The organism is Paracoccus sp. KKT209, from assembly GCF_055635455.1.
The window spans coordinates 754,281-778,689 of sequence record NZ_CM145758.1; the positions used below are offsets into that span (position 1 = coordinate 754,281).

Annotated in this window: 25 protein-coding genes and 1 other annotated feature; of the genes, 14 read left to right on the forward strand and 11 right to left on the reverse strand. The window is 67.5% G+C overall.

Features of this window, described 5'->3' with window-relative positions; all coding sequences use genetic code 11:
• Positions 1–70: 70 nt before the first annotated feature.
• Positions 71–982: an aminotransferase class IV gene (locus tag ACZ2G3_RS03790; protein ID WP_470397757.1), complete on the forward strand. Its 912-nt coding sequence runs from the start codon at positions 71–73 to the stop codon at positions 980–982.
• Positions 983–1,056: 74 nt separating this feature from the next.
• Here the strand turns inward: ACZ2G3_RS03790 and hisH are convergent, their stop codons facing one another.
• Genes hisH through ACZ2G3_RS03810 form a run of 4 tightly spaced genes read right to left on the reverse strand, consistent with a single transcriptional unit; the run spans position 1,057 to position 4,339 of the window.
• Positions 1,057–1,686, reverse strand: a complete 630-nt coding sequence (gene hisH, locus ACZ2G3_RS03795; protein ID WP_470397758.1) for an imidazole glycerol phosphate synthase subunit HisH — start codon at positions 1,684–1,686, stop codon at positions 1,057–1,059.
• Entirely contained in the window at positions 1,686–2,273 is a 588-nt protein-coding gene (hisB, locus tag ACZ2G3_RS03800) for an imidazoleglycerol-phosphate dehydratase HisB (RefSeq protein ID WP_419268995.1), read from the reverse strand. Before hisB ends, hisH begins: the two co-directional genes overlap by 1 nt.
• 45 nt (positions 2,274–2,318) lie before the next feature.
• Entirely contained in the window at positions 2,319–3,638 is a 1,320-nt protein-coding gene (locus tag ACZ2G3_RS03805) for a TrkH family potassium uptake protein (RefSeq protein WP_470397759.1), read from the reverse strand.
• 44 nt (positions 3,639–3,682) lie between these two features.
• Complete coding sequence (locus ACZ2G3_RS03810; RefSeq protein WP_419268993.1) at positions 3,683–4,339, reverse strand: potassium channel family protein; 657 nt, start codon at positions 4,337–4,339, stop codon at positions 3,683–3,685.
• Positions 4,340–4,554: 215 nt separating this feature from the next.
• On the opposite strand from ACZ2G3_RS03810, the gene ACZ2G3_RS03815 reads away from it, so the two are divergent.
• The 4 genes from ACZ2G3_RS03815 to ACZ2G3_RS03830 all read left to right on the forward strand — a co-directional run bounded on the left by ACZ2G3_RS03815 (position 4,555) and on the right by ACZ2G3_RS03830 (position 7,752).
• Positions 4,555–6,333: a BCCT family transporter gene (locus ACZ2G3_RS03815; protein WP_419268992.1), complete on the forward strand. Its 1,779-nt coding sequence runs from the start codon at positions 4,555–4,557 to the stop codon at positions 6,331–6,333.
• Between the two features lie 105 nt (positions 6,334–6,438).
• Positions 6,439–7,023, forward strand: a complete 585-nt coding sequence (locus ACZ2G3_RS03820) for a hypothetical protein (protein WP_470397760.1) — start codon at positions 6,439–6,441, stop codon at positions 7,021–7,023.
• 1 nt (position 7,024) lies between these two features.
• Positions 7,025–7,387, forward strand: coding sequence for a cell division protein ZapA (gene zapA, locus ACZ2G3_RS03825; protein WP_419268990.1), 363 nt, complete (start codon positions 7,025–7,027; stop codon positions 7,385–7,387).
• A gap of 35 nt (positions 7,388–7,422) precedes the next feature.
• Positions 7,423–7,752, forward strand: coding sequence for a hypothetical protein (locus tag ACZ2G3_RS03830; protein WP_470397761.1), 330 nt, complete (start codon positions 7,423–7,425; stop codon positions 7,750–7,752).
• A gap of 11 nt (positions 7,753–7,763) precedes the next feature.
• Here the strand turns inward: ACZ2G3_RS03830 and ACZ2G3_RS03835 are convergent, their stop codons facing one another.
• A complete protein-coding gene (locus ACZ2G3_RS03835) occupies positions 7,764–8,546 on the reverse strand; it encodes an alpha/beta fold hydrolase (protein ID WP_470397762.1) in 783 nt (260 codons plus the stop codon).
• Between the two features lie 54 nt (positions 8,547–8,600).
• On the opposite strand from ACZ2G3_RS03835, the gene ACZ2G3_RS03840 reads away from it, so the two are divergent.
• Both ACZ2G3_RS03840 and ACZ2G3_RS03845 read left to right on the forward strand, forming a co-directional pair.
• Positions 8,601–8,999, forward strand: coding sequence for a hypothetical protein (locus ACZ2G3_RS03840; protein ID WP_470397763.1), 399 nt, complete (start codon positions 8,601–8,603; stop codon positions 8,997–8,999).
• Between the two features lie 101 nt (positions 9,000–9,100).
• Entirely contained in the window at positions 9,101–10,303 is a 1,203-nt protein-coding gene (locus ACZ2G3_RS03845; protein WP_470397765.1) for an MFS transporter, read from the forward strand.
• Here ACZ2G3_RS03845 and ACZ2G3_RS03850 read toward each other — a convergent pair.
• Positions 10,206–10,985 carry a DUF599 domain-containing protein gene (locus tag ACZ2G3_RS03850; protein WP_470397766.1) on the reverse strand — a complete coding sequence of 260 codons (780 nt, stop codon included), beginning with the start codon at positions 10,983–10,985 and terminating at the stop codon, positions 10,206–10,208. The genes ACZ2G3_RS03845 and ACZ2G3_RS03850 overlap by 98 nt on opposite strands.
• 91 nt (positions 10,986–11,076) lie before the next feature.
• Between ACZ2G3_RS03850 and ACZ2G3_RS03855 the strand changes: the two genes are divergently transcribed.
• From ACZ2G3_RS03855 to ACZ2G3_RS03870, 4 genes are all read left to right on the forward strand, one after another.
• Positions 11,077–12,534 carry an FAD-linked oxidase C-terminal domain-containing protein gene (locus ACZ2G3_RS03855; RefSeq protein ID WP_470399041.1) on the forward strand — a complete coding sequence of 486 codons (1,458 nt, stop codon included), beginning with the start codon at positions 11,077–11,079 and terminating at the stop codon, positions 12,532–12,534.
• On the forward strand, positions 12,524–13,564 hold the full coding sequence (locus tag ACZ2G3_RS03860; protein ID WP_470397768.1) for an FAD-binding protein: 1,041 nt from the start codon (positions 12,524–12,526) through the stop codon (positions 13,562–13,564). Before ACZ2G3_RS03855 ends, ACZ2G3_RS03860 begins: the two co-directional genes overlap by 11 nt.
• Positions 13,564–14,862: a glycolate oxidase subunit GlcF gene (glcF, locus tag ACZ2G3_RS03865; RefSeq protein ID WP_470397769.1), complete on the forward strand. Its 1,299-nt coding sequence runs from the start codon at positions 13,564–13,566 to the stop codon at positions 14,860–14,862. Before ACZ2G3_RS03860 ends, glcF begins: the two co-directional genes overlap by 1 nt.
• 125 nt (positions 14,863–14,987) lie before the next feature.
• Positions 14,988–15,440, forward strand: a complete 453-nt coding sequence (locus ACZ2G3_RS03870; RefSeq protein WP_419268982.1) for an Hsp20 family protein — start codon at positions 14,988–14,990, stop codon at positions 15,438–15,440.
• A gap of 93 nt (positions 15,441–15,533) precedes the next feature.
• Here the strand turns inward: ACZ2G3_RS03870 and ACZ2G3_RS03875 are convergent, their stop codons facing one another.
• The 4 genes from ACZ2G3_RS03875 to ACZ2G3_RS03890 form a co-directional block, all read right to left on the reverse strand.
• Positions 15,534–16,700, reverse strand: a complete 1,167-nt coding sequence (locus tag ACZ2G3_RS03875; protein ID WP_470397771.1) for a glycosyltransferase family 2 protein — start codon at positions 16,698–16,700, stop codon at positions 15,534–15,536.
• Between the two features lie 48 nt (positions 16,701–16,748).
• On the reverse strand, positions 16,749–16,928 hold the full coding sequence (locus tag ACZ2G3_RS03880) for a hypothetical protein (protein WP_470397773.1): 180 nt from the start codon (positions 16,926–16,928) through the stop codon (positions 16,749–16,751).
• A gap of 391 nt (positions 16,929–17,319) precedes the next feature.
• Positions 17,320–17,586 (reverse strand): oligosaccharide flippase family protein, encoded by a 267-nt coding sequence (locus tag ACZ2G3_RS03885; protein WP_470397775.1) that lies wholly within the window; start codon positions 17,584–17,586, stop codon positions 17,320–17,322.
• A 33-nt stretch (positions 17,587–17,619) separates the two neighbouring features.
• Positions 17,620–18,795, reverse strand: a complete 1,176-nt coding sequence (locus tag ACZ2G3_RS03890) for an acyltransferase family protein (protein ID WP_470397776.1) — start codon at positions 18,793–18,795, stop codon at positions 17,620–17,622.
• 115 nt (positions 18,796–18,910) lie between these two features.
• Positions 18,911–18,967, reverse strand: a sequence feature (sul1 is cis-regulatory element that is thought to sense ions involved in sulfur or methionine metabolism; They are found in Alphaproteobacteria).
• A gap of 440 nt (positions 18,968–19,407) precedes the next feature.
• Between ACZ2G3_RS03890 and ACZ2G3_RS03895 the strand changes: the two genes are divergently transcribed.
• The 3 genes from ACZ2G3_RS03895 to ACZ2G3_RS03905 all read left to right on the forward strand — a co-directional run bounded on the left by ACZ2G3_RS03895 (position 19,408) and on the right by ACZ2G3_RS03905 (position 22,702).
• Positions 19,408–20,205: a family 16 glycosylhydrolase gene (locus tag ACZ2G3_RS03895; protein ID WP_470397777.1), complete on the forward strand. Its 798-nt coding sequence runs from the start codon at positions 19,408–19,410 to the stop codon at positions 20,203–20,205.
• A complete protein-coding gene (locus ACZ2G3_RS03900) occupies positions 20,199–21,497 on the forward strand; it encodes an O-antigen ligase family protein (protein ID WP_470397779.1) in 1,299 nt (432 codons plus the stop codon). Before ACZ2G3_RS03895 ends, ACZ2G3_RS03900 begins: the two co-directional genes overlap by 7 nt.
• Before the next feature lie 62 nt (positions 21,498–21,559).
• Complete coding sequence (locus ACZ2G3_RS03905; RefSeq protein WP_470397781.1) at positions 21,560–22,702, forward strand: glycosyltransferase family 2 protein; 1,143 nt, start codon at positions 21,560–21,562, stop codon at positions 22,700–22,702.
• Between the two features lie 185 nt (positions 22,703–22,887).
• Here ACZ2G3_RS03905 and ACZ2G3_RS03910 read toward each other — a convergent pair whose 3' ends face one another.
• A complete protein-coding gene (locus ACZ2G3_RS03910; RefSeq protein ID WP_470397783.1) occupies positions 22,888–23,451 on the reverse strand; it encodes a sugar transferase in 564 nt (187 codons plus the stop codon).
• Positions 23,452–24,409: the final 958 nt, after the last annotated feature.

A 24,409-nucleotide genomic window follows, 5' to 3' on the forward strand; every position in this document is an offset into this window, starting at 1 on the left:
GGCGTCCAGAGCGGCTTGCCCCCGGAACCTGCCCATGATTGCCTGCCGCCCAAAGAAGCAGGAGGTTCCGATGGATGATGCCAGCCGCGACAGCGCCCAAAGCTATGCCCCCGATCCGCGCAACGACCGGGTGCTGGTTCATGTGAACGGCGACCTGGTGCCGCGGGACGAGGCGCGGGTGTCGGTCTTTGACGCGGGCTTCGGGCTGGGGGACGGGGTCTGGGAGGGGCTGCGGCTGGTGCGCGGCCGCATCCTGTCGCTGGAAGCGCATCTGGACCGGCTCTACGAGGGCGCCAATGCCATCCGGCTGGATCTGATGCCGCGTGCGGATCTGGTGGCGGCCATCGATGCGCTGCTGGCCGCCAACGGGATGGAGGACGGCGTCCATATCCGCCTGATGGTCACGCGCGGGGTCAAGACGACCATCAACCAGGACCCGCGCTTTGTGCGGGGCGGGCCGACCGTGGTGATCCTGGCCGAGTGGAAACAGCCCAATGCGGCGCTGAAGGCGCGGGGGCTGCGGCTGATGACCTCGGCCATCCGCTGTTCGACGCCGGACGTGTTCGACCTGCGGCTGAATTCGCACAGCCGGCTGAACTTCATCCAGGCATTGAACCAGGCGATCGGCATGGGCGCAGACGAGGCGCTGATGCTGGACGACCGGGGATTCGTCGCCAGCTGCAATTCCACGAACTTCTTCATCGTCCGGGGGCAGGAGCTGTGGACCTCGGACGGGGCCTGCTGCTTCAACGGGATCACGCGGGCGACGGTGATGCGGCTGTGGCGCGAGGCGGGCGGCGTGCTGCGCGAGGGGAATTTCACCCTGGCGCAAACCTATGCCGCGGACGAGGCCTTTGTGACCGGCACGCTTGGCGGAATCACGCCGGTGGCCAGCATCGACGGGCGGGCGCTGCGCAGCGGCGTGGGCGGGCCGGTGACGCGGCGGGTCGAGGAGATGTACGGCGACTATGTGAGGGGCTGAAGGCGGGGGGCGCTTGCGCCCCCACTGGTCCTTTTGCCCCATCTACCCCCGAGGGTCCTGGGGCAACGGAGAGTTCAGGGGTTCCAGCGCAGGAAGTTCGCGATCAGGCGCAGGCCGACGCCTTGGGATTTTTCAGGGTGAAACTGGGTGCCGATGATGTTGTCGCGTCCCACCACCGCGGTGACCGGTCCGCCATAGTCGACATGCGCCAGCAGATGCGCGGGGTCGGCCACCTGGAATTGCCAGCTGTGGACGAAATAGGCGTGATCGCCCGTCGCGATCCCTTCCAGCACGGGGTGCGGGTTGTCGATCACCAGATCGTTCCAGCCCATGTGCGGCACCTTGAGGCCCGGCGCGGCGATGGCCTGGATCTCTCCGCCGATCCAGTTCAGGCCGGGGGTCTCTCGGTATTCGTGGCCGGTGGTGGCCAGCATCTGCATCCCGACGCAGATGCCCATGAAGGGCACGCCGCGCGTCAGGACGGCCTGCTGGATCGCCTCGGCCATGCCGTCGACCTCGCCCAGGGCCGCACGGCAGGCGGGGAAGGCGCCGTCGCCCGGCAGCACGATGCGGTCGGCGCGGGCGGCGACATCGGGGTCGGAGGTGACCACGACCTCGGCGCCCGCGTCGCGGCCCATCAGCTGGAAGGCCTTTTCCGCCGAATGCAGGTTGCCGCTGTCGTAATCGACCAGCGCGACCCGCATCACAGGGCCCCTTTGGTCGAGGGCAGGACACCCGCCATGCGGGGGTCAGGTTCCACCGCCTCGCGCAGCGCGCGGGCGACGGACTTAAACGCCGCCTCGGCGATGTGGTGGCTGTTCAGCCCGTGGATGCGGTCGACATGCAGGGTGATGCCGCCATGCGTGGACAGCGCCTGGAAGAATTCGCGCACCAGTTCGGTGTCGAAGGTCCCGATCTTTTCCGACGGAAAATCGACGTTCCAGACCAGGTAGGGGCGGGCGGACAGGTCCAGCGCGGCGCGGACCAGCGAATCGTCCATGGCCAGCAGGAAGCTGCCATAGCGGCGGATGCCCTTCTTGTCCCCCAGGGCCGCGACCAGGGCCTGGCCGATGGCGATGCCGGTATCCTCGACCGTGTGGTGGTCGTCGATATGCAGGTCGCCTGTGGCGCGGATCGTCATGTCGATCAGCGAATGCCGCGACAGCTGGTCCAGCATGTGGTCGAAGAAACCCACGCCGGTCCGGTTGTCATAAACCCCGGTACCGTCGAGGTTCAGCGTCACCTCGATCGAGGTTTCCGATGTCTTGCGGGTGATCGTCGCCTGGCGCATAAAAGGTCCTTCCTGTCTGCGCGCCTTATAGGGCGGACGGCAGGATCAGCCAAGATGGACCTGACCGGCCGGATAGCGCACCCGCGGCACCATCCGCGTGGCCAGGAAGAAGCCCAGGGTCAGCGGCCCGACCCGACCCAGGAACATCACCACCATGATGACGATGCGGCCGAAATCCGTCAGCTCGGTCGTGTAGCCGCGCGACAGGCCCGTGGTCCCGAAGGCCGAAGCGACCTCGAACGCAATGTCGATGAATTCGCCGTCGTGGCTGATCAGCATCACGAAGACGGCCGTGAAGATCACGGCCGAGGCGATCGAGATCAGCGCCATCGCCTTCAGCACGTCGCCAAGCGGGATCGACCGGCCAAAGGCCCAGATGTCGGTCCGGCGGCGCAGAAAGGCGATGGTGGCCAGCACCATGACGACGACCGTGGTCACCTTCAGCCCGCCGGCGGTCGAGGTCGGGCCGCCCCCGATGATCATCAGCGCCATGTAGAACAGCGATGTCGAATCGTGCAGCCCCGAGATGTCGGTTGTGTTGAACCCGGCCGTCCGCGTCGTGACGCCCTGGAACCAGGCCACCGCCAGGCGCGCCGTGGTGCTGTCGAACTGGCCCAGGGTGCGCGGATTGTTCCACTCCAGCACGGCGGTGATCCCGACGCCCAGCAGGATCAGCACCGCCGTTCCGATGATCATCAGCCGCGTGTGCAGGCTCCAGCCGCGCCAGAAGGGGCGGCGGTAGATGTCCGAGACGACCACATAGCCGATCCCCCCGGTGATGAAGAGCGCGGGGATGACCGTGTTCACGATCGGATCGGTCGCATAGATCGTCAGGCCTGGCGAAAAGGTCGAGAAGCCCGCGTTGTTGAAGGCCGAGATGGAATGAAAGATCGCGTGCCACAGCCCGGCTGCCAGACCATGCGCAGGCATGAAGGACAGGCACAGCAGCATCGCCCCCGCCAGTTCGGCGATGATGACGACCCGGAAGATGGTCCGCACCAGGCGTGTCAGCTGCACATAGGAGGTCTGGTTCAGGTCCTCGCGCAGGTAGACGCCCTGGGTGATCCCCAGGGGCCGCCCAAGCGCCGACCAGACCAGGACCGCGAAAGTCATCAGGCCCAGGCCGCCCAGCTGGATCAGCACCGCCACCACCAGTTGGCCCCAGAAGGTCAGCACATGTTCGGTGTCGATCACCCCAAGCCCGGTCACCGTCACCGCCGAGGTTGACGTGAACAGCGCATCGACCAGCCTGACGGGCGTGCGGGCCATCGGCGGCAGCATCAGCAGCAGCGCCCCCAGCACGACCAGCGCCAGATACCCCGTCGCCAGGACCGCCGGCGGCGGGGTGCGCGACAACCATTGCATCAGGGCGCGCCGGGACAGGCTGGCCCGGCGGCGCGAGGCACGCCTCAAAGCTGGTCGCCGAACCGGGTCAGGTCCACCCGCTTGCCCAGCAGCAGGAGGCGGTCGTTGGTCTGCAGGACCGGGTCGTCGTCGCGGGTGCTGCGGTATTCGGTGCCGCGCATCATTCCCAGCACCTCGACGGCGGGATCGATCCGCAGCTGCGACAGATGGCGCCCTGACAGGCGCTGCGGGATCATCAGGTTCACGACCGAATAGCCGTTCCCCAGGCTGACATAGTCCTGCACGGCGGGGTTGTTCAGCATCTGCGCCGCATGGCGGCCCATCTCCAGCCCCGGCATGATCACCCGGTCGGCGCCGATCTTGGACAGGATGCGGTGATGCGTGCGGCTTTCGGCCTTGGCCCAGATCGTCTCGACCCCGATCAGCCGCAAATTCATGGCAGCGATCACGTTGCTTTCCAGGTCGTTGCCGATAGAGACCAGGCCCACGTCATAGCGGTCCACGCCCGCCTCGCGCAGCGCACCTTCGTCGGATGCGTCAAGGATCACCACCGAAGGCAACTGCTCGGCCAGGGCCGAAACACGGCGTGGGTCCTTGTCGACCCCCAGCACCTGATTGCCAAAGCGCGCCAGCTCGGTCGCCACCACGCTGCCGAAGGCGCCCAGCCCGATGACCACGAAACTGCGACTGACTCGTCCCATCTGGGCCCCATGTGCCTGGCAAAACGCGCGGATGCTGCATCTGCATCATGGCGAAAGTCAAGGGACAACCCTGCGGCACAATGGTCGGCTTTGGGCCAGATAGGTCGCCTGAAGGTGGTCATTTTGAACATAATGTGAAAACCTGCCGCGCATTGCGGACAGGTGCGGGGTCCCGGGATCCGGCCCCCGCGAGAGATCAGAGCTGAAAGGGACAGATGTCACAGACGCCTCCGAAAGGCCCGGGCAAGCCGGGTGCCCCCTCACCGCGCGATCTTTTGCGCGAACAAGATGCGCTGAGCGGCCGTTTCCCGCCGCGCAAGGAAAAGAAGCCGGCACCGCCGCCGCCGCCGCCTCCGGCGTCCGACGAAAACGGGGTCGAGCCCCTTCCCGTGCCCGAGGGCGCCACCGAGATCATCGAGACCGACTACACGATCGGCCAGGACAACATCGAGGGGAGCGCGCCTTTCGCCTTCGACGTGCACAACCCGGTCTTTGGCGTCTCGGCCCTGGCCGTCGTGGGCTTCACCGTGGTGACGCTGCTGTTTCCGACCCAGGTCGAACCGGTCTTTGCGGGGCTGCGCGACGCGCTGACCGGCAACCTCGACTGGTTCTTCATGATGGCCGGCAACATCTTCGTGCTGCTGTGCCTGGCGCTGATCGTATCGCCGCTTGGATCGGTCCGCCTGGGCGGTCCCGAGGCCAGCCCTGACTTCAGCCTGACGGGCTGGTTTGCGATGCTGTTTGCGGCAGGCATGGGCATCGGCCTGATGTTCTATGGCGTCAGCGAGCCCTTGGGCCATTTCGAGGCCGCGCTGGGCGGCGAGGTGATCCAGGACGGGATCCGCACGGACTGGGCGCCGCTTGGCGCCGCCGCGGGCGACCCCGAGGCCGCGCGCCGTCTGGGCATGGCGGCGACGATCTTTCACTGGGGCCTGCACCCTTGGGCGATCTATGCCGTTGTGGCGCTGGCGCTTGGCCTGTTCGCCTTCAACAAGGGGCTGCCGCTGACGCTTCGCTCGGTCTTCTATCCGATCTTCGGAGAGCGGATCTGGGGCTGGCCGGGGCATGTCATCGACATCCTGGCGGTTCTGGCCACGACCTTCGGCCTGGCCACCTCGCTTGGCCTCGGGGCCGAGCAGGCGACGGCGGGCCTCGCCTATCTGTTCGGCTTCGAGAACAGCAGCATGACCAAGGTGATCCTGATCATCCTGATCACCATCGTGGCCGGCGCCTCGGTGGTCCTGGGCGTGGAAAAGGGCGTCAAGCGCCTGTCCGAGCTGAACATGATCCTGGCCGTGATCCTGCTGGCCTTCGTGATCACGGTCGGCCCGACCTGGGTGATCCTGACGGGCTTCTTCGCCAACCTGGGCGCATATGCCACCGACCTGATCCCGCTGTCGAACCCCTTCGGGCGGACCGACGACAACTTCCGGCAGGGCTGGACGGCCTTCTACTGGGCCTGGTGGATCAGCTGGTCACCCTTCGTGGGCATGTTCATCGCCCGGGTGTCCCGCGGCCGCACGGTGCGCCAGTTCCTGATCGCGGTGCTGATCGTGCCGTCGCTGATCTCGATCCTGTGGATGACGGCGCTGGGCGGCACGGCCATCGACCTGACCCTGGGCGGGTTTGCCGGGATCACCGACGCGCCGCTGGAGCTGAAGCTGTTCGAGATGCTGGGCCAGTTGCCGCTGACCGAGATCACCAGCCTGGTGGGCATCATCCTGGTGATCGTGTTCTTCGTCACCTCGTCGGACTCGGGCTCGCTGGTCATCGACACGATCGCGGCGGGCGGCAAGGTGAACGCGCCCGTGCCGCAGCGGATCTTCTGGGTCAGCGTCGAAGGCCTGGTGGCCATCGCGCTGCTGCTGGGCGGAGGTCTTGCGGCGCTGCAGGCGATGGCGGTCTCGACCGGCTTCCCCTTCACGATCGTGCTGCTGGGCGCCTGCTATGCGCTGGTCAAGGGGTTGATCAACGAGCGGCGGGAACTTGCCTGACGGCATCACCTCCGACGACCGGGCGGGCGGGTTGTCCCGCCCGTTCTTGTCTTATGGGTGCTGCGATGCGAGAACCGGGGAAATGTCACCGGAGGACCGACGCCGATGAGCGATATCAACGCCAGCGAACGCCGGCTCAGCGCCGCGCTGGACCGCCTGGGCCAGCTGCTGGACGCCGCCCCGCGCCCGGCCGCCGCCGACCCGCGGCAGATCGAGGCGCTGACCCTGCAGCTGCAGGAGGCAGAGGCGCAGAATGACCGCCTGAACCGAGAGCTGGAGATGGCGCGCCAGGGCACGGCCCAGCCCGATCAGGGTGCGGATTTGGCCGATCTGCAGGCGCGGATCGAGGCGGCTTCGGAACAGGCCGCCCGCCTGGCGGCCGCGAATGAGGATCTGGTGGCGGCGAACCGCAGCCTGATCGAGGCGCAGGACACCGGCGGCATCGGCGTGGACGAGGTGCGCGACGCGCTGGAGGCCGAGATCCAGGCCTTGCGTGCCGCCCGCGCCGCCGAGATGGCACAGATGAGCGAGATCATGGCCGAGCTGGAACGGCTTTTGGCGGAGGATGCGCCGCTGGCCGAACAACCGGCAGCCGAGCCGGCCGAGGTTCCCGCCGAGATCGGCGGCGACGCCGGCGGCCTGCCCGAGGGCGAGGACGGCGAACAGCAGACACGCAGCGGAGGGATCTGAGATGGCCGAGGTCGAATTCACCATCGGGCACAAGGAATACCGCGTCGGCGCCCAGGATGGCGAGGAGCGTCTGCTGCAGCGCGCCGCCCAGATCCTGGACGGCGAGGCGCGGCAGATCCTGGAACAGGCGGGCCGGGTCCCCGAACCGCGGCTGCTGCTGCTGGCGGGGCTGATGCTGGCCGACCGCTTTGCCACGCTGGAGGAACGCGCCGAGCGCGCCGAACGCCATGTCACCCGGCTGCAGCAGAACCCGCCGCGCGTCGAGGTGCCGGTCGTCCCCGCCGACCTCAAGGAGGCGATGGCCGAACTGGCCGCGCGGGCCGAATCGCTGGCCGACCGCCTGGAAGAGCAGCAGGCCGATTAAGCCTTTCTTCAGGACTTCGGGTGCAGGATGAGGTCATGGGACGCATGACCTTTTCCTTCCTCGTCGTGGCGCTGCTGATGGGCTGCGCCTCTCCCTCGCGCGACATGCTGGGCGCCCTGCGCCGCGACGCGACCGTGGACGGCATGAGGTTTGCCGTCTTTCATGCCGGAACCGAGGTCCAGGTGATCCGCCTCAGCTATGCCAGGCGCGCCGAACGGGCGCGGGTGCCCAGCCAGATGCTGCGGGCCATCGGCCAGGCCACCGGCTGCACCGTCATTCCCGACAGCCTGACCCTGGAGGGCGGGCCTGGGTCCGCCGTCGCGCGGGCCGACCTGCGCTGCCCGGACCCGCCGCAGCCGGGCTAGTCGCAGCCTGGTTAATCACCCTGGCCATCGCCCAGGAAGGCGGCCAAGGTCTCGGCCACGGCCTCGGGCTCCTCGGCATGCAGCCAGTGGCCGGTGCCCTTCAGGGTCACCACCTTGACCTGCGGGAAATACTGGCGCAGGGCGCGTTCGCCCTTTGCATCGACATAGTCCGACGTCTCGCCGCGCAGGGCCAGCACCTTGCCCTTGAACGTCTCGGCGGGCATGCCGTCGGGCCAGCCGACGATCTGCGGCATTCCGGCGCGCAACGCGGGCAGGTTCAGCTTCCAGGCCGGCGGTTCGGCCTTCAAATCCAGGTTCTGCAGCAGGAAAGCGCGGATGCGCGGATCATCCACCTGCGCGGCCATCTGCCGGTCAGCTTGGCTGCGCCGGGATACCGCCTGCAGGTCCAGCGCCTGCATCGCCTCGACATAGCGGGTCTGGTCATGGTCATAGGCTAGGGGCGCGATGTCCATCACCACCAGCCGGCGCACCAGATCCGGATGCGTCAGCGCCAGCGCCATCGCGGCCTTGCCGCCCATCGAATGGCCGACCAGATCGACCCGCCCGCCCAGGTCGCGGATCGCCTCCTCCAGGTCGGCGGCCAGGGCCGGATAGCCCACATCCGCATCATGCGGGCTGTCGCCGTGGTTGCGCAGGTCGACCGTCGCGACCGGCCGGGTCTCGGCCAACCGCCGGGCCTGTGCGCCCAGGTTGCGGCCCTGGCCGTAGAGGCCGTGGACCAGAAGGATGGGCAGGCCCTCATTGGGCCCGATGATCGTGTGATTCAGCTTCATGCCGCCAGCTTACGGCGACTGGCGCAGAGGAGCCATCCCCCCTATCCTGCCGCCATGACCCGCAAGGCCCGCAGCTTCGAAGACATCCCCCGCATGGCCGATGAGGTGGCCGAGCTGATGGCCGCGCGCTTTGGCGGCGCCCCGCGTGGTGAACGTCCGCCCCTGCACCAGATGCTGGAGCGGCGGGGCGCCGCGCTGCCCCTGCGCCTGCGCGCCGGCGCCTCCCGCCTGGCCGAGGCGGGGCGCCTGTCCGCCCAGCCCAAGGTCGCGCGGCAGCTGCCCCTGCGGCGCCTGAGTCGCGATCATGCCGCGCTGGTGGCGCATCTGCGTCCCTTGGGGGCGCTGTCGCGGTGGCAGGGGCGGGCGATCGGTATCGGTGCTGCGCTGGCGCTTGGGTTGCTGGTGCTGGCAGGGGTGGCGCTGTGGATCGCCCTCAAGCGCGGGTTGATCTAGCCGGTTTGCACGTCATGCAACCCTGCCTTTCGCTCCCGATGCTTGCCAAGCCGGGCGCAAGCTGATGTGAGGGGGGCTGATCCTTCAGCGCAGGCATGTTGATGACCCAGACCCGAGATTTCAGGGCCGCGATCCTTGCGCTTGCCCTTGGCGCCTTTGCGATCGGCACCTCCGAATTCGCCGCAATGGGCCTTTTGCCCTATTTCGCGGCCGACCTGATGCTGACCGAGCCCCAGGCCGGGCATGTCATCAGCGCCTATGCGCTTGGCGTGGTCGTGGGTGCGCCGCTGACCTCGATCATGGGGGCGCGGCTGCCGCGGCGGCGCTATCTGGCGGCCCTGATGGCGTTCTACGGCATCGTGAACCTGGTCGCCGCCGTCATGCCGGGCCTGGCCACGCTGACCGGCATGCGCTTTCTGGCCGGGCTGCCGCATGGCGGGTTCCTGGGGGTGGCGATGCTCTATGCCGCCGACGCGCTGCCGGCGGGCCAGCGGGCGCGGGGCGCGGCCCGGGTTCTGCTGGGGCTGACCGTCGCCAATATCGTGGGCGTGCCCCTGGCCGGCTGGATGGGGCAGAGCATTGGCTGGCGATGGGGATTCGCGCTGCCGGGGGTGCTGGCGCTGATCTCGGCTTGGGCGATCCTGCGGGTCGCGCCCCGCGTCGGCGGCAACCGCGACGCCCGGCCCTGGGACGAGTTGCAGGCGCTGAAGAACCCGCGCGTGCTGTGGGTGCTGGCGGTCGGCGCGATCGGCTTTGGCGGCCTTTTCGCAGTCTATGCCTTCCTCACGGCCGCGATCCTGGCCACCACACAGGCCCCGGCCTATGCCGTGCCGCTGACGCTGGCGGTCTTTGGCGTGGGCGGCACGCTTGGCACCTGGGGCGCCGGCCGTTTGACCGAGTTGATGGGCATCGACCGCGCCGCCTATCTGTCGCTGTTCGCCATGGCCGCGACCCAGGGCTTTGCCGCGCTGGTCGTGGGCAGCTGGCCGCTGATGGTGCTGTCGTCCTTTCTGATCGCGGCGGGTGCGGGGCTGGTCATCCCGCTGCAGACCCGGCTGATGGACGTGGCAGGCCCGGCGCAGAACATGGCCGCCGCGATGAACCACGCGGCCTTCAACGCGGCCAATGCGCTGGGGCCCTTCCTGGCGGGGCTGGCGCTGGCGGCGGGATGGGGCTGGCGCGCGCCGGGCGTGGTGGGCGTCGCGCTTACGGCTGCGGGGGCGGTGGTGCTGACCCTGTCGATCCGCCGGGACCGGAAGGCACGGCTGCGGGCAGCGCAGGGGGCGGCAGCGACCGCAGGATGACCCGGCGCGAGGTCGAGTTGAACTCTCGCCTCCAAGTGACCCACAGCACGATCAGCGTCCCGGCCATCAGCACCCAGGGACCGCCCAGCCAGCCAAGCGAGCCGAGCGCGAAATAGACGCTGCGCAGCCCGGCATTGAAGCTGCGGGCGGCGGTGATGTTCAGGTCGGCCGCCTGCATGGCGCGCGGCAGTGCCGCCGGATCGCGCGGGTCGTTGGGGACCGAGGCCATCATCACCGCGCAATAGCCGAACAGCCGGTGCGCCCATACGAATTTCAGGAACGCGTTGACGACGAAGAACATCGTCACCAGCAGGCGCAACTCCCATGCGCTCTGCTCCGACGGGTTCAGCTCCAGCCCGGCGACGATGCCGCGCAGCCGCTCTCCGTTGCCGATCAGCGCCAGCAGGCCCCCCGTCGCGATCATGCAGGCCGAGGCGAAGAAGGCCGTCCCCTCACGCAGGCTGGACAGGATGTTGCCGTCGAAGATGCGCGGGTCGCGCAGCACCATCTGGCGCATCCATTCGCGGCGAAAGCGCGTCATCAGCACGGAAACCGAAGGTCGCCCCGCCGGCGGACGTTCGGTAAACCAGCCGATGCCCAGCCAGGCTGCGAACATCAGGATCAGCGCCACCAGGTCGGGCAGCACGGCAAAAAGATTGTCGGACAGGTCGAATGGCGTCATGCCGCGACACTAGGCCCGGCGCGGCACGCTTGAAAGCCCCTGCAGGTCTTCGTATCCTTGGCGCTCACGGCAGGGAGGAGAACCGGCCATGATGCAGATGCCCCCGCCCGACGCGTCCGTCCTGTCGCGCCGCCAGGCCATCCTCGCCGCCCTGCAGTCCGCGCTGCCAGGCGCCGTCATCGACGATCCCGCGGAAACCCGCGCCTATGAATGCGATGCACTGTCGGCCTATCGCTGCCCGCCGCTGGCCGTGGTGCTGCCCCGCAGCACCGAGGAAGTGTCGCGCCTGCTGCGCCTGTGCCACGACCTGAGGGTTCCGGTCGTGCCCCGCGGGGCGGGGACCAGCCTGGCCGGAGGATCGATGCCCAGCCAGGACGCGGTCGTGATCGGCCTGTCGCGCATGACCGAGGTGCTGGAGATCGCGCCCGGGGATCGCATGATCCGCGTGCAGGCCGGCCGCACCAACCTGTCGGTCTCGGGCGCGGTCGAAAGCCTGGGGTTCTTCTATGCGCCCGATCCTTCCAGCCAGCTGGCCTGCGCGATCGGCGGCAATATCGCGATGAATTCCGGCGGGGCGCATTGCCTGAAATACGGGGTTACCACCAACAACCTGCTGGGGGTCACGCTGGTCCTGATGGACGGCAGCGTGGTGGAACTGGGCGGCCCGACGGGCGAGGGGCCCGGACTGGACCTGCTGGGCGTCGTCTGCGGGTCCGAGGGACAGCTGGGCATCGTGACCGAGGCGACCCTGCGCATCCTGCCGCGCCCTGCGGGCGCGCGCCCGGTGCTGGTCGGCTTTGACAGCAGCGAGACGGCAGGCGCCTGCGTCGCGGCGATCATCCGCGCGGGGATCATCCCGGTGGCAATCGAGTTCATGGACAGCCCCTGCATCCGCGCCACCGAGGCCTATGCCCAGCCCGGCTATCCCGACTGCGAGGCGCTGCTGATCATCGAGGTCGAGGGCACGCCCCCCGAGATCGACGAGCAGCTGTCGCTGATCCGCGACATCGCCCTGCGCTTTGATCCCGTCGAGTTCCGCGAAAGCCGGTCCGAGGACGAATCCCGCCGCATCTGGCTGGGCCGCAAGTCGGCCTTTGGCGCGATGGGGCAGATGGGCGACTATATCTGCCTCGACGGGACCATCCCGGTGACCTCGTTGCCCTCGGTCCTTGCGGGGATCGGCGATCTGTCGCGGCAATACGGGCTGGCGGTGGCCAATGTCTTTCACGCCGGCGACGGCAACATGCATCCGCTGATCATCTATGACGCGAATACCGCGGGCGACCTGGACCGGGCCGAGGCTCTGGGTGCCGACATCCTGCGCCTCTGCGTCGAGGTTGGCGGATGCCTGACCGGCGAACATGGCGTGGGCATCGAAAAACGCGACCTGATGTCGGTGCAGTTCGATCCCCCCGATCTGGAGGCGCAGATGCGCGTCAAGGATGTCTTCGATCCGCATTGGCTGCTGAACGCGGCCAAGGTCTTTCCGCTGGAGGTGTCGGCCCCCCGGCGCGATCGCCGCCTGAACCGGCCCGCCGATGCGGCCTGAAACGGAAACGGAACTGGCCGACCTGATCCGGAACGCGGCCGAGCCCCTGTCCATCGTCGGCGGCGCCACCCGCCTGTGGCCGGGCGAGGGACAGGGCAGGCGGCTGGACCTGTCGGCCCTGACCGGCGTCACGCTCTACGAACCGGAGGCGCTGACCCTGGTGGTCCGGGCCGGGACGCCGCTGGACACTGTGCGCCAGACGCTGGCCGCCGAGGGGCAGATGCTGGGATTCGAGCCGATCGGCGCGCCGGGATCGACCATCGGCGGGGTCGCTGCCGCCAATGCCTCGGGGCCGCGCCGGGTGCAGGCGGGGGCGGCGCGGGATGCGCTGATCGGGGTGCGCTTTGTCGACGGCGAAGGCACGGTCGCCCGCAACGGCGGCCGCGTCATGAAGAACGTGACCGGCTATGACCTCGTCAAGCTGATGGCCGGCAGCCGGGGGCGCCTGGGCGCGCTGACCGAGTTGAGCTTTCGCACCGCGCCGGTGCCGCCGGTGACGCTGACCCTGCAGCTGCCCGACCTGGATGCGGGGGCGGCCGTCCCCGCACTGTCGCAGGCCCTGGGCGGCCCTTTCGACGTGTCGGGGGCGGCATGGCTGCCGGGCCGGGGCGCGCTGATCCGGCTGGAGGGGCTGGCGGCCTCGGTCGCCTCGCGGGGGGCGGACCTGTCGGGTCGCCTGGCCGGGTTTGGCGCGGTGCAGCAGGGCGACAGCGAGATCTGGAGCCACCTTCACGCGGGGGTGGAGGAGACGGACGGTGACATCTGGCGCATCACCTGCCGGCCAAGCGAGGCGCCGACCCTTCTGGCCCGGCTTCCCGAACCGCTGTCGCTGGACTGGGGCGGGGCGCTGATCCATGTGCGGCTGGACCCCGGGTACCAGCCCGACCTGCCGCGCTTTTCGGGCCATGCCCGCCGCATCCGGGGCGCGGCGCCCGGCCTGCTGCCGGGGCGCGACCCGGTAACGGCCCGGCTGGAACGCGGCCTGCACGAACGCTTTGACCCGCGCGGCGTTTTTCAGGGACAGGATTGATGCAGACCCATTTCACCCCGGCGCAGCTGGACGATCCGCTCATGGCGCGTTCGAACAAGATCCTGCGGACCTGCGTCCATTGCGGCTTCTGCACGGCGACCTGCCCGACCTATCAGGTGTTGGGCGATGAGCTGGACAGTCCCCGCGGCCGGATCTACCTGATCAAGGACATGCTGGAATCCGGACGTCCGGCGGATGCGAAGACGGTCAAGCATATCGACCGCTGCCTGGGCTGCCTGTCCTGCATGACGACCTGCCCGTCGGGCGTCCATTACGCGCATCTGCTGGAACATGCCCGCGAGCATATCGAGGAAACCTATCGCCGCCCCTTCGGCGACCGCGCGCTGCGCTGGGTGCTGAAGACCGTGCTGCCGCATCCGCGCCGCTTTCGGCTGGCGCTGCTGGGGGCCAGGGTGGCGCGGCCCTTTGCCCGGCTGCTGCCCGACCGGCGGCTGCGGGCCATGGTCGGCATGGCGCCGAAATCGATCCCGCCGATCAGCCGCAACGACGAGGGCCAGACCTTTCCCGCGATCGGCACGCGCCGGGCGCGGGTGGTGCTGATGATCGGCTGTGCGCAGCGGGCGCTGAACACCGACATCAACGACGCGACCATCCGCCTGCTGCGCCGCGCGGGCTGCGATGTGGTCATCCCGCCGGACTTCGGCTGCTGCGGGGCGCTGACGCTCCACATGGGCCAGGAGGCCGACGGCAAGGCGCGCGCCCGCGACAGCATCGCCCGGCTGCTGGCGGCCGAGGCGGAGGGGCCGCTGGATGCAGTGATCATCAACACCTCGGGCTGCGGGACGACGGTCAAGGATTACGGCCACCTGTTCAAGGGCGACCCGTTGGAGGCGGATGCGCGGCGGGTGGCGGGGCTGACCCGCGACGTGACCGAGTTCCTGGTGGCCCTGGGCCTGCCCGATCGCAGCCGTCCGGAAGGGCAGGGGATGCGCGTGGCCTATCATTCGGCCTGTTCCCTGCAGCATGGCCAGCAGATCCGGTCGGCGCCCAAGGACCTGCTGACGGGGGCCGGGTTCCAGGTGGTCGAGCCTGCGGACCCGCATCTTTGTTGCGGTTCGGCCGGGACCTACAACCTGCTGCAACCCGAGCTGTCGTGCGAGCTGAAGGCGCGCAAGGTCACCACGCTGGAGGCGGTGGCCCCCCAGGTGATCGCGGCGGGAAACATCGGCTGCATGATGCAGATCGGCGGTGGCACCACGGTGCCAGTCGTCCACACGGTCGAGCTGCTGGACTGGGCCACGGGCGGGCCGAAACCGGCCGCGCTGGAACCCGCCTGACGGGGTCTTGAAACGCCTGCGGACCCTCCTAGATCATGGTGACCGGCGGCCATGACGGCGCCGGTCGACCGCCCGCCCGGCCAAACGGGGGGCATCCATGACATCGCTTGAGAGAGGATGTATCCATGCGTAACTTTGACCTGACCCCGCTCTATCGCGCCTCGGTCGGCTTTGACCGCCTGGCCGACGTGATGGACCGCGCCATGTCCGCCGACATCGCCGCGCCCACCTATCCGCCCTACAACATCGAGAAGACCGGCGACGACGCCTATCGCATCTCGATCGCCGTTGCGGGCTTTGCTGCCGACGATCTGAATGTCGAGGTGCGCGACGGTTCCGTCATCGTCTCGGCCCGCAAGGCCGACGAGGACGAAGGCCGCGTCTACCTGCATCGCGGCATCGCGACCCGTGCCTTCGAGCGCAAGTTCACCTTGGCCGACCATGTGCGCGTGCAGGGTGCCAGCCACGCCGACGGCATGCTGCACATCGACCTGGTCCGCGAGATCCCCGAAGCGCTGAAGCCGCGCCGGATCGAGATCGCGAAGGCCGCGCCCAAGGTGTCCAAGCTGGACGCCTGAACCTGACGCGGGTCGCCGGGCGGGATCTCCCGCCCGGCGGTTCGCTGTCCGCGCGCCGGCTTCAGCGCCCCAGCATGAACCGGACGCCCTGCATCACACGGCGGAGGTCGCGGGCCTGAAGCGCCGCCCGGATATGCCAGCGCGCCGCCCGGCGCACGACGTCCGCGATCTGCGCCCCGGGCAACGGTTGCCGCGACAGCTCGGCGAAACCTGACCGAACTTCGGATTGTCGAAAAGCTTGGGAGCGCCAAGCGCCGAATTCGGGCTGCGGGCCAGAAAGTCGCGCTCCAGCCAGGACAGGGGTGTCGCATCCATGGCGGCTGCCTGCCGCCATGCCTTGACCGCCTCCGTCCACATTCGCTGCCGCGCGAGGACGCAGCCGCGCTTGATCCGACAGGCTCGGGGACGTTGCGCCTCGGGCAGCGCGGCCAGATCCGAGGGTGCAAGAAGTTCGTGGTCGGCAAGGCTGTCCAGCACGCGAGTGAAGATATCGCGGTTGAACCTGGCCCACCGGTCGGCATTTTCGGAAGCCGAGAAGCTGACCGTAGCCGTGCCGCGGACGCCGCTGTGTTCGCGATGAAGAAACACCACCTCGGGCAGCATCAGCCCAGGGTAACGTCGGGCAATCCGCAGCAGCATCTCGTAATCCTGTGACCTAACCAACTCCTCGTCGAAGGGACCCACCTCGTCATAGACGCGGCGCCGCACGATTAGGCCCGCCCGGTTGTAGGTCGTAAGAATAACGCTGATGCTGTGTTTCAGTCTTCTTGTGTCACGCGAGGTCAGTTCCGCGGTTGCGGCCGGACCAGGTTCTTGAGGGTCTTGTAGGTGCTCTCGCCCAGCATGCCGCGGGCGATGCCCTTCCCGCGCTCGCCGGTATCGCGGCTGCCTTCCCTGAGCCGGTGGGGCAGGTTGCGCATTTGCTGCCGCATCGCGGCGGGCGACAGTGCATCGGGCAGATAGACAGGCGCGGACCAGCGCCTCGCCGCTGTTGATGCTGTCATTCAGGATCAGGATACGGCGCATGTCGCCGAATCCCCGTTCCAGTCGCGCACTGCGCTTGGTCGTGCCGGATGTACAGATCCTGCCGTCCAGAAAGGAATCGAAGCCGGTCAGCGGGATAGTGGCCACCAGGCTCAGCAGATTTGCTGCCAGAGGCCCCCGGCTCCGGAGGCCCACCATCACGTCGATGTCGCGGGGAAGGCGATACAGGTTGCTGACGATGCTATCGTTCAGGTCTGCCAGGGAACGGTAATTCATGTGGTCCTTCCATGTGGAACGGCGCATGCCGATGGTCAGGCTTTGCTTTCAGCTGTTTTCCTGAACAGCATCTTTGCGGTCAGGTCCCGCGCCTCCCCAAGGGTTTCTCGTCCCGAAGCGAAGGTCAGGGCGATGCAGGAAAACAATCAGGTAGCTCAAGATTGTGGTAATACTGAGAACAGCGATGAGCCCGCCCGGCAGTTGCATCTTGATCACCCAAAGCGTCACGGCCGATCCATGCGCCTCCAGGACGAAGGGCGCGCAGGATGTGATGCGCCTTGGCGAGGCCGGACGTGACGACATAGAGCCATAGCAGGGGCGTGCACAAACACTCGTACGCCGCATGGCCAGCGCCACGGCCCCCTACCAGGCAGCGCAGCCAGTATCAGGGGGCGACGCGAAGACAGGCCCAAGGATAGCGGTCGGGCGCGTCGGTCATGCGAGGCAGGGCCGGAACCATCTTCTTTCCCAAAGGGTAGGCAAACTGATGCAGCGGGAAGAGCAGCAGCCGACGCCGCGCCGAAGGTGACCATGTCGTGGGTGCCGCTGACCAGACGCGGCATGCCGGGCTGCAATCGTGAGTTGAGCAAGTAACCCAGGCAGGCCGTCGCCATCGTGGTCATGCCCCCGATGAACAGCGCCCAGCAAGTCCGGTATGCATAGGTCCAGGCAATCGCCGCAGCCAAGCCCAGAACCGCGGCCACGCATCTCGGATCGCGATGCGGCTGAACTGCATCTTGTGCATCACCAGCGCGTAATGCTGGGCCGTCGCCCCCTGCACCAGCAGTTGCACGCTCATGGCCGCCACCAGCGGCGTGACTTGCGGTTCGTCATAGGACTGGGCCACGAAGGGCGAGATCAGGATCAGCAGGACGGCCAGCAGCATGCTGACGGCCCGCCGGGTTCCACAACGCTGCAATCACGACCGGCGCGGCGCCGGGGGGCCGTAGGGCAGGGCAGTGGAGGCCTGGCCCGCCCCCTTGCGCCATCCCGACAGCCAGCGCAGCGAGGGCTCATCCACCAGCAGCGTGAAGATCCAGGCCAGGGCCAGAGCGCCGATGCCGTAGACCGGAGCCAGCACATATTCGGGAACCCCCTGAAGATAGGACCAGGCCACGACTGTATAGAGCGGCGGCACATGGACCAGGTAGAGCCCGAACGAGACCCGTCCCAGGAAGACCGGCAGTGGACGTGACAGCAGGCGCGCAAGGGGCGGCAGCGTCAGCAGGGCAAAGGTCATCAGGGTCGCCGCGACCGCACTTACCACGCCGCGCGCCCTGCCCAACTCCCAGGGGGGTGGAACATCGGGCAGGTTGAGCCGCAGATGGGCGCCCTCGCCCGGTCCTCCCAGTGCCACCGCCGCCGCCAAGGCAGCAACTGCGACCACCACCGGAACAGAGCGGAACAGGCCGCGGCGGTGGCCTTCGTAGAGCGTGGCGCCAAAGATGAAGCCCAGATAGGCGTCGTTGAACAACAGAAGAACCGCCAGGCCCGAGGCCGCCAAGGCCAGAAGCCGCACGGTGCCGCGCGTCGCCGCATAGAGCAGAAAGATCGCCAGAGAGCCGAACAGCTCGATCTGCATCGTCCAGAGGACGTTGTTGAAGCGGGAGTAGCCGCGCAGAAAATTGGCGACGGCACCATCCGCAAGCGCGTACCAGGCCGGCAGGATCGGCTGCTGGTAGGTGTAGTTCAGCCAGCGCGAAGGCTCTTCCAGCGTTCCCTGCAACTCCGTCGCGCTGTCGGGAAAGCCCACCAGCCACAGCCATGCCAGAACGCAGCTGGCTGCGGCCGGCAGCGCAAGGCGCAGGTAGCGTGCGGCCGCGCTGACGATCAGCAGGTCGCGACGACGCTCGGCTGCGGCGGCCATGACGAAGCCGGACAGGACGAAGAAGACCGAGACCGCGAGGCGGCCGTTCCACAGGATATTGACGGGGGTATGGGCCAGCAGCTTCACCTCGCCGGAGATCGGGGCCCAGGACGGGTGCAGCATGCACAGATAGTGGAACACGACGACGATGACCGCCGCCACGCCACGCAATCCGTCGAATGCGGCAATGCGGGCAGTCTGCGAAGGTGGTGTGGCGAAAGCGGTCATGGGGTCATCCTGTCTCAGCAACGGCCTTGCGGGTTTTCGGCGTACCTGTGGCGGCGCCCTGGCTGGCGGGCCGGCCCCCTCTCCGGCGAATGGTCGCGCAGGCAAGGGATGATGCTGTTGTCCGGCGGATCGGCGGCCGGAAGAGCCACCCGGGATCGCACCCGGGTCCTGTCGATTTGCGAAGTTTCTAGTCAAATGCCCTGTCGGGCGACAGGGGCGGCGGGCGCGTCGGCCTCTTTCCGCCCGGCCGGTGCAGGTCAAGAGGCGGCGCCTGCCGGGAACGGCCGCGGGAAGGTCAGAGGCTGGAAATGGGCGCCTGAGCCGGGATAGAGTTGAAATTCAGTGCCTTCGGGTCGCGACGGAGAGACACCGATGGGCCCGGTGACTGGCCAGGGCCAGTGGTGATCCTGCAGGCGGAGAGCTGCCCATGCGCCTCTCATCGCAGCAATCTCCCTTCCTGCCCGCGGAACGCATCATTCGCAGGCGCCGATTTTCTTGTGCAATGCACGGATTCTTGTCCGCAGCTTGCAATTGACCTGTTTCCGCCATGCTCGCATAACCAAAGGGGGCTGCCGGACCGGTGCCTGTCGGACTTCTGGCTGAGGATGACCCATGACCCGGACCCACTGCCTTTTCGCGCTGCGCTTGGCAACTGCCGGCCTGTTGGCGGTTTCGGCCGCGCCGGCATGGGCCGAGGCGCCCGGCCCGCTGATCCGCGAAGGCTTCAAGGAGGATTTCAGCCATCTGCGCCTGGACAACCGCCGCTGGTACATCTCGGACGGGTGGAGCAACGGCGCCTGGATGGACTGCAAGTGGTCGCGCGATGCCGTCTCGGTGGCCGAGGGACATCTGCGGTTGGCTCATATTCCTGCCGACGCCGAAAAAGGGACCGGCGCCACCTGCGGCGAGGTCCAGAGCAAGGGCTTTGCCCAATATGGCACGATCGAGGCACGGATCAGGACCCCCCGTGCCTCCGGGCTGAATGCCTCGGTCTTCACATATGCCGGACCTGTGCATGGGGCGCAGCATGACGAGATCGACATCGAGATCCTGACCCGCGATACCGGGGAGGTCACGTTCAACACCTATGTCGACGGCAAGCCGCTGAGCGGCGGGACCGCGCCTGTCCAGCCACCGCTGGACGAGGAGTTCCACACCGTTGCCATGCAGTGGGAGCCCGAGCGCATCACCTGGTTCCTGGATGGCCGGCAGGTGCATCAGACCGAGCCGGGAACGGCCCTGCCCGACGGGCCGCAAAAGATCTACATGTCCTTCTGGAGCACGAGCGAGCTGACGGACTGGATGGGCCTGCAAGGGCCGCGCACGGGTCCCCTGACATACGAGGTCGACTGGCTGGCCTATACGCCTTTGGGCCAGTCCTGCCTCTTCCCCGAGTCGGTCACATGCTGACCAATGCCCCTGTGCGGGCGCCGGCCCGGCGTCCGGTCCGCCGACGCGCGCCGCGGCAGGGCTTGACGATCCGCTGGACGCCGGATGTGGTGATCGCCTTCGTCACCATCCTGGGACTGACATTGCTGCCGCTTCTGGAGTCCAAAGGGGCGTTGATGTTCCTTTTGGGCGGCATGATCCTTATCGTCACGGGCCCCGACGGGGTGTTCCGGGCCGTCCGACGCGAATTGCTGCTGATCGCCATGGCGACCTGGTGCCTCGTGTCCTTCGCCTGGTCCGATTACGCGGGCGTCAGCCTGCGCTATGGCATCCAGCTGATGCTGACCATGGTGATCGCCCTGGCCATCTGCCAGCGAATCACTCCGCAGGCCTTGGTCAAGATCGTCCTTCTGACGCATTTCATCGCCGGCGTCCTCAGCCTGGCATCGGGCAACGCGCGCGAAAATGGGATGGGCTACCTAGGCATCTATGGCAGCAAGAACGCCTTGGCCTTTGCCATGGGACTGCTGTTCCTGGTGGGGCTTGCCGTCCTTCTGGACCGCCGCATGGGATGGCGCTGGCGTCTGCTGGCGCTGGTGTCGGCCGGCCTGGGCGCGACGCTGATGGTGATGGGCAATTCCACCGGCGCGCTTGCCGCCGTGGCGGTGTCCGTGGCGGCGGTGGGTCCGCTGATGCTGCTGCAGCGGATGCAGGCGCCGACCCGGCTGGTGGTGATCGTGCTCTCGATCGTCCTCGTGGCGGCGGGTGGGGTCATGATCACGACCGTCATCGACCAGATCGCCGCGCAGTTCCTGGACGCCACCGGCAAGGACATGACGCTGACCGGCCGAACCGAGCTTTGGGGCTATGCCTTCGCTGAGATCATGGAGCGGCCCCTGCGGGGGGCCGGCTTCCAGGCCTTCTGGGTCATCGGCAACCCCTTGGCCGAGCAGCTGTGGGAGATCTTCGGGATCGAGGGGCGCAGCGGCTTCAACTTTCACAACACGCTGATCTCGAACGCGGTCGAGATCGGGTTGATCGGCGTGGCCATGCAGGCGGTCCTGTTCTTCTCGGCGGTTTATTTCGTGCTGTCCTGGGCGGTGCAGGCCCGATCGGCAGCCTCGCTGTTCCTTGCCGTCCTGATGGTCCGCCAGCTGATCCTGATGTGGGTCGAGGTCGTCTATTTCTTCCAGTTCGACATAGGATCGGTGCTGGTGGTGGCCGCTCTCTATTACGGGCGCAGCTTCCGTCTGGCGACGCAGCCCCCCAAGGTCGCGCCCTCTGCCCGAACACGGGTACTTCGGCTGGCCTGACCTTCGGTTGTCGTCCCCGGACGGGGCGGCTATGCAGGCGGGGCATCAAGAACCAAAGGCGCATGACCGGCATGGAACAGCACGCGACGGATGACGGCAGCCAGCCCCTGATCAGCGTCATCATGGCCAACTATCGGGGGGCCCGCCACCTTGGCGCGGCGATCCACGCGGTCCTGTCCCAGAGCCATGCCCGGATCGAGTTGCTGCTGGCGGACGATGCTTCGGATGACGACAGTCTCCAAGTGGCCGCCTCGATCCGGGACGACCGCCTGCGCATCCTGCCTTCCGGCCGCAGCTTGGGACCCGCCGGCACCCGCAACCGCGCCTTGCGGGTGGCGCGCGGCGACTGGATCGCCATCGTCGACAGCGACGATCTGGTTCATCCCCGGCGGCTGGAGCGGCTGCTGGCGGTCGCGCGGGCGCAGGGGGCCGATATCGTCGCCGATGACCTGGTCCATTTCGGAACGGTGGAGGCTCCGGGCGGGCGGACGCTGCTGCAGCCCCTGGGCCTGACGGCGCCGGTTCCGCTGGATGTGACGCTGTTCCTGCGCGGCAGCGCCGGAGAGGCGGGCATCCCCTCCTTCGGCTATCTCAAGCCGCTGATCTGTCGGAAGGCCTTGGGCGACAACCTTTACGACGAAAGCCTGAAGATCGGCGAGGACAACGAACTGATCGTTCGCCTGCTGGTTCACGGCGCCCGGTTCATCATGCTGCCAGACCCGCTCTACGGCTATCGCCGCCACGCGACTTCGGTCTCGCATCGCCTGTCGGTGGACACGACGGCAGCAATCCTTGCGGCCCATCGCGCGCTGCCGCGTTTTGATGATCCCGCGGCGCGGGCGGTCGCGGCCAAGGTGGAGCGGCAGCTGCACCAGGCCTTGAAATACGAGATGCTGGTCCGCGACATCAAGAACCGCCAGGTTTTGCGGGCGGCGCCGCGGCTTCTTGACCCGGCGATGCTGTCGCGTCTGCTGGGCAGCATTCAGGATCGACGGCGTCGTGCCCGGGCGGCCGGCGCTGCGGCGCCCGGTGCAGCGGGTCCGTCCCTCTGTCCCGACCTGCCGGCGCCGGGAGACCCTTGGACCGCGCCGCCCGCGCCCGCCGCGGCACTGGTCGCGGCAGAGGCAAGCGCAGGGCGGGGTCCCGCGCTGTCCCCACTGCCCGAATGGGCGACGTGGCTGGATCGGGCGGTTCGCGAGGCCTGACGCCGCCCGCGACCCAACTTGGCGCTGTTGAAGGGCGCGGGCCCGAAACGAAAAAGCCCCCATCGGGGCTTCAGGGCATCGGCTGCTGGGATAAGGTCTCTGCCGTTCCGGAGCGCCTTTCCACCTGAACAGCGCGGAAAGGCATGGGGTCGGCGGCTTCCAGACCTACTGATGACTGCCCGGAGTCAGCGCGCTCCACGCGAGCTGAGCAGGGCCGGCACCGTCTTGAAAATGATGCCCATGTCCTGGGCCAGGCTCCAGTTCATGATGTACTGGCGGTCCAGCCGGACGCGCTCGCTGTAGGTCGTGTCGCTGCGGCCGCTGACCTGCCACAGGCCGGTCAGGCCGGGCCGGGTCGACAGGTAATAGGGCGCGGTGCTGCCATAATGGTCCAGTTCGTCCTGCACGACGGGACGGGGGCCCACCAAGCTCATCTCGCCCGACAGCACGTTGAGCAGCTGCGGCAGCTCGTCCAGGCTCAGCTTCCGCAGGACCTTGCCTACCGGCGTCACGCGAGGGTCGTCGTTCAGCTTGCGGGTCGTGTTCCACATGATGGCGTCCTGCGGGTTGTCCTGCAGGTGCTGGTGCAGGACCTCGTCACCGTTCACGACCATGGTGCGGAATTTCCAGCAGCGGAACTCGCGGCCATTGAAGCCGACGCGCTTGTGGCCATAAAGCACCGGCCCCTTGGCCGTCGCCTTGACCAGCAGGGCCAGCCCCGCCATGATGATGAAAAGAAACGGCAGCACCGCCACAACCAGGGCGATGTCCAGGGCCCGTTTCGGACGGCCCCCCACGGGTACGGATGTGACCGCGGCCTTGCCACGGGCAGCGTGAGAAGAGGGGCCGGCGTTTACTCGGAAATCGATTTTCTGCGTATCTGCGTGCGACGAATATATGCGGGTCAAATTCATAAAGTCACCCTCCTGGAAAGACCAATTACGGAACCCTTACCTAACCTTTCGGTCATAGCGACCTAGACGAAGGGGTACGGCGCAGATGTTTACGGTATATGAGGGTTTTTCAAGCGTTTATGCCGCAACTCCTGGAAGAGTGCGGATCACGAAATTTTTTTGATGGCCGAAGATGATGAAAAATTTAATGAAAGTTGCAGGCCATGCCAGACATGTCTTTTTTGGCAGGTTGCGCTATCAGGAAATACTTGAACAGCGACTGGAACAGCGCAAGACGGATGAGAGGGCGCTGTATCTTGTGGGGGGCAGCTTGGCGACCACAAGGGGAATTCTACCGGCAGCAGTATCCGGAACAGGGAAACTTGTCCTGCTCGCCTCTCGTAACGGCGTGCCGCCGAAAAATATTCCTCTCAGGTTACCCTGCGAGAACTTCCCCGTGACACCAAGGAGGCACCAGAACGATCAGTCGTTTCCCACCAACCCTCCGCCTCGGTAGTCTTACGATTCGGGTGAACAGCCATCTTCCGGCGGAGAGGTGCTGACGATCAGTGATGACGGGGTCCTAACGGGCCGCCTCCCAGCGCCCCAGGTTCCCAGCGACAGATCCCGGCGGATGAGCCGTCTTGCAGTTCCGCAGATCCGAACATCCTCATGGCCTGCCACGCCGCAAGCGATGCAACTACGCCCAGAAGAAGGACCTGTGCCCCGCCGACCAGCATCACGACGTGGTACAGGATGACCTCCGCCCCGGCAGCCGCCTGAAGCCCTCCAAGAAGGGTAGCGGCAGTTCCCG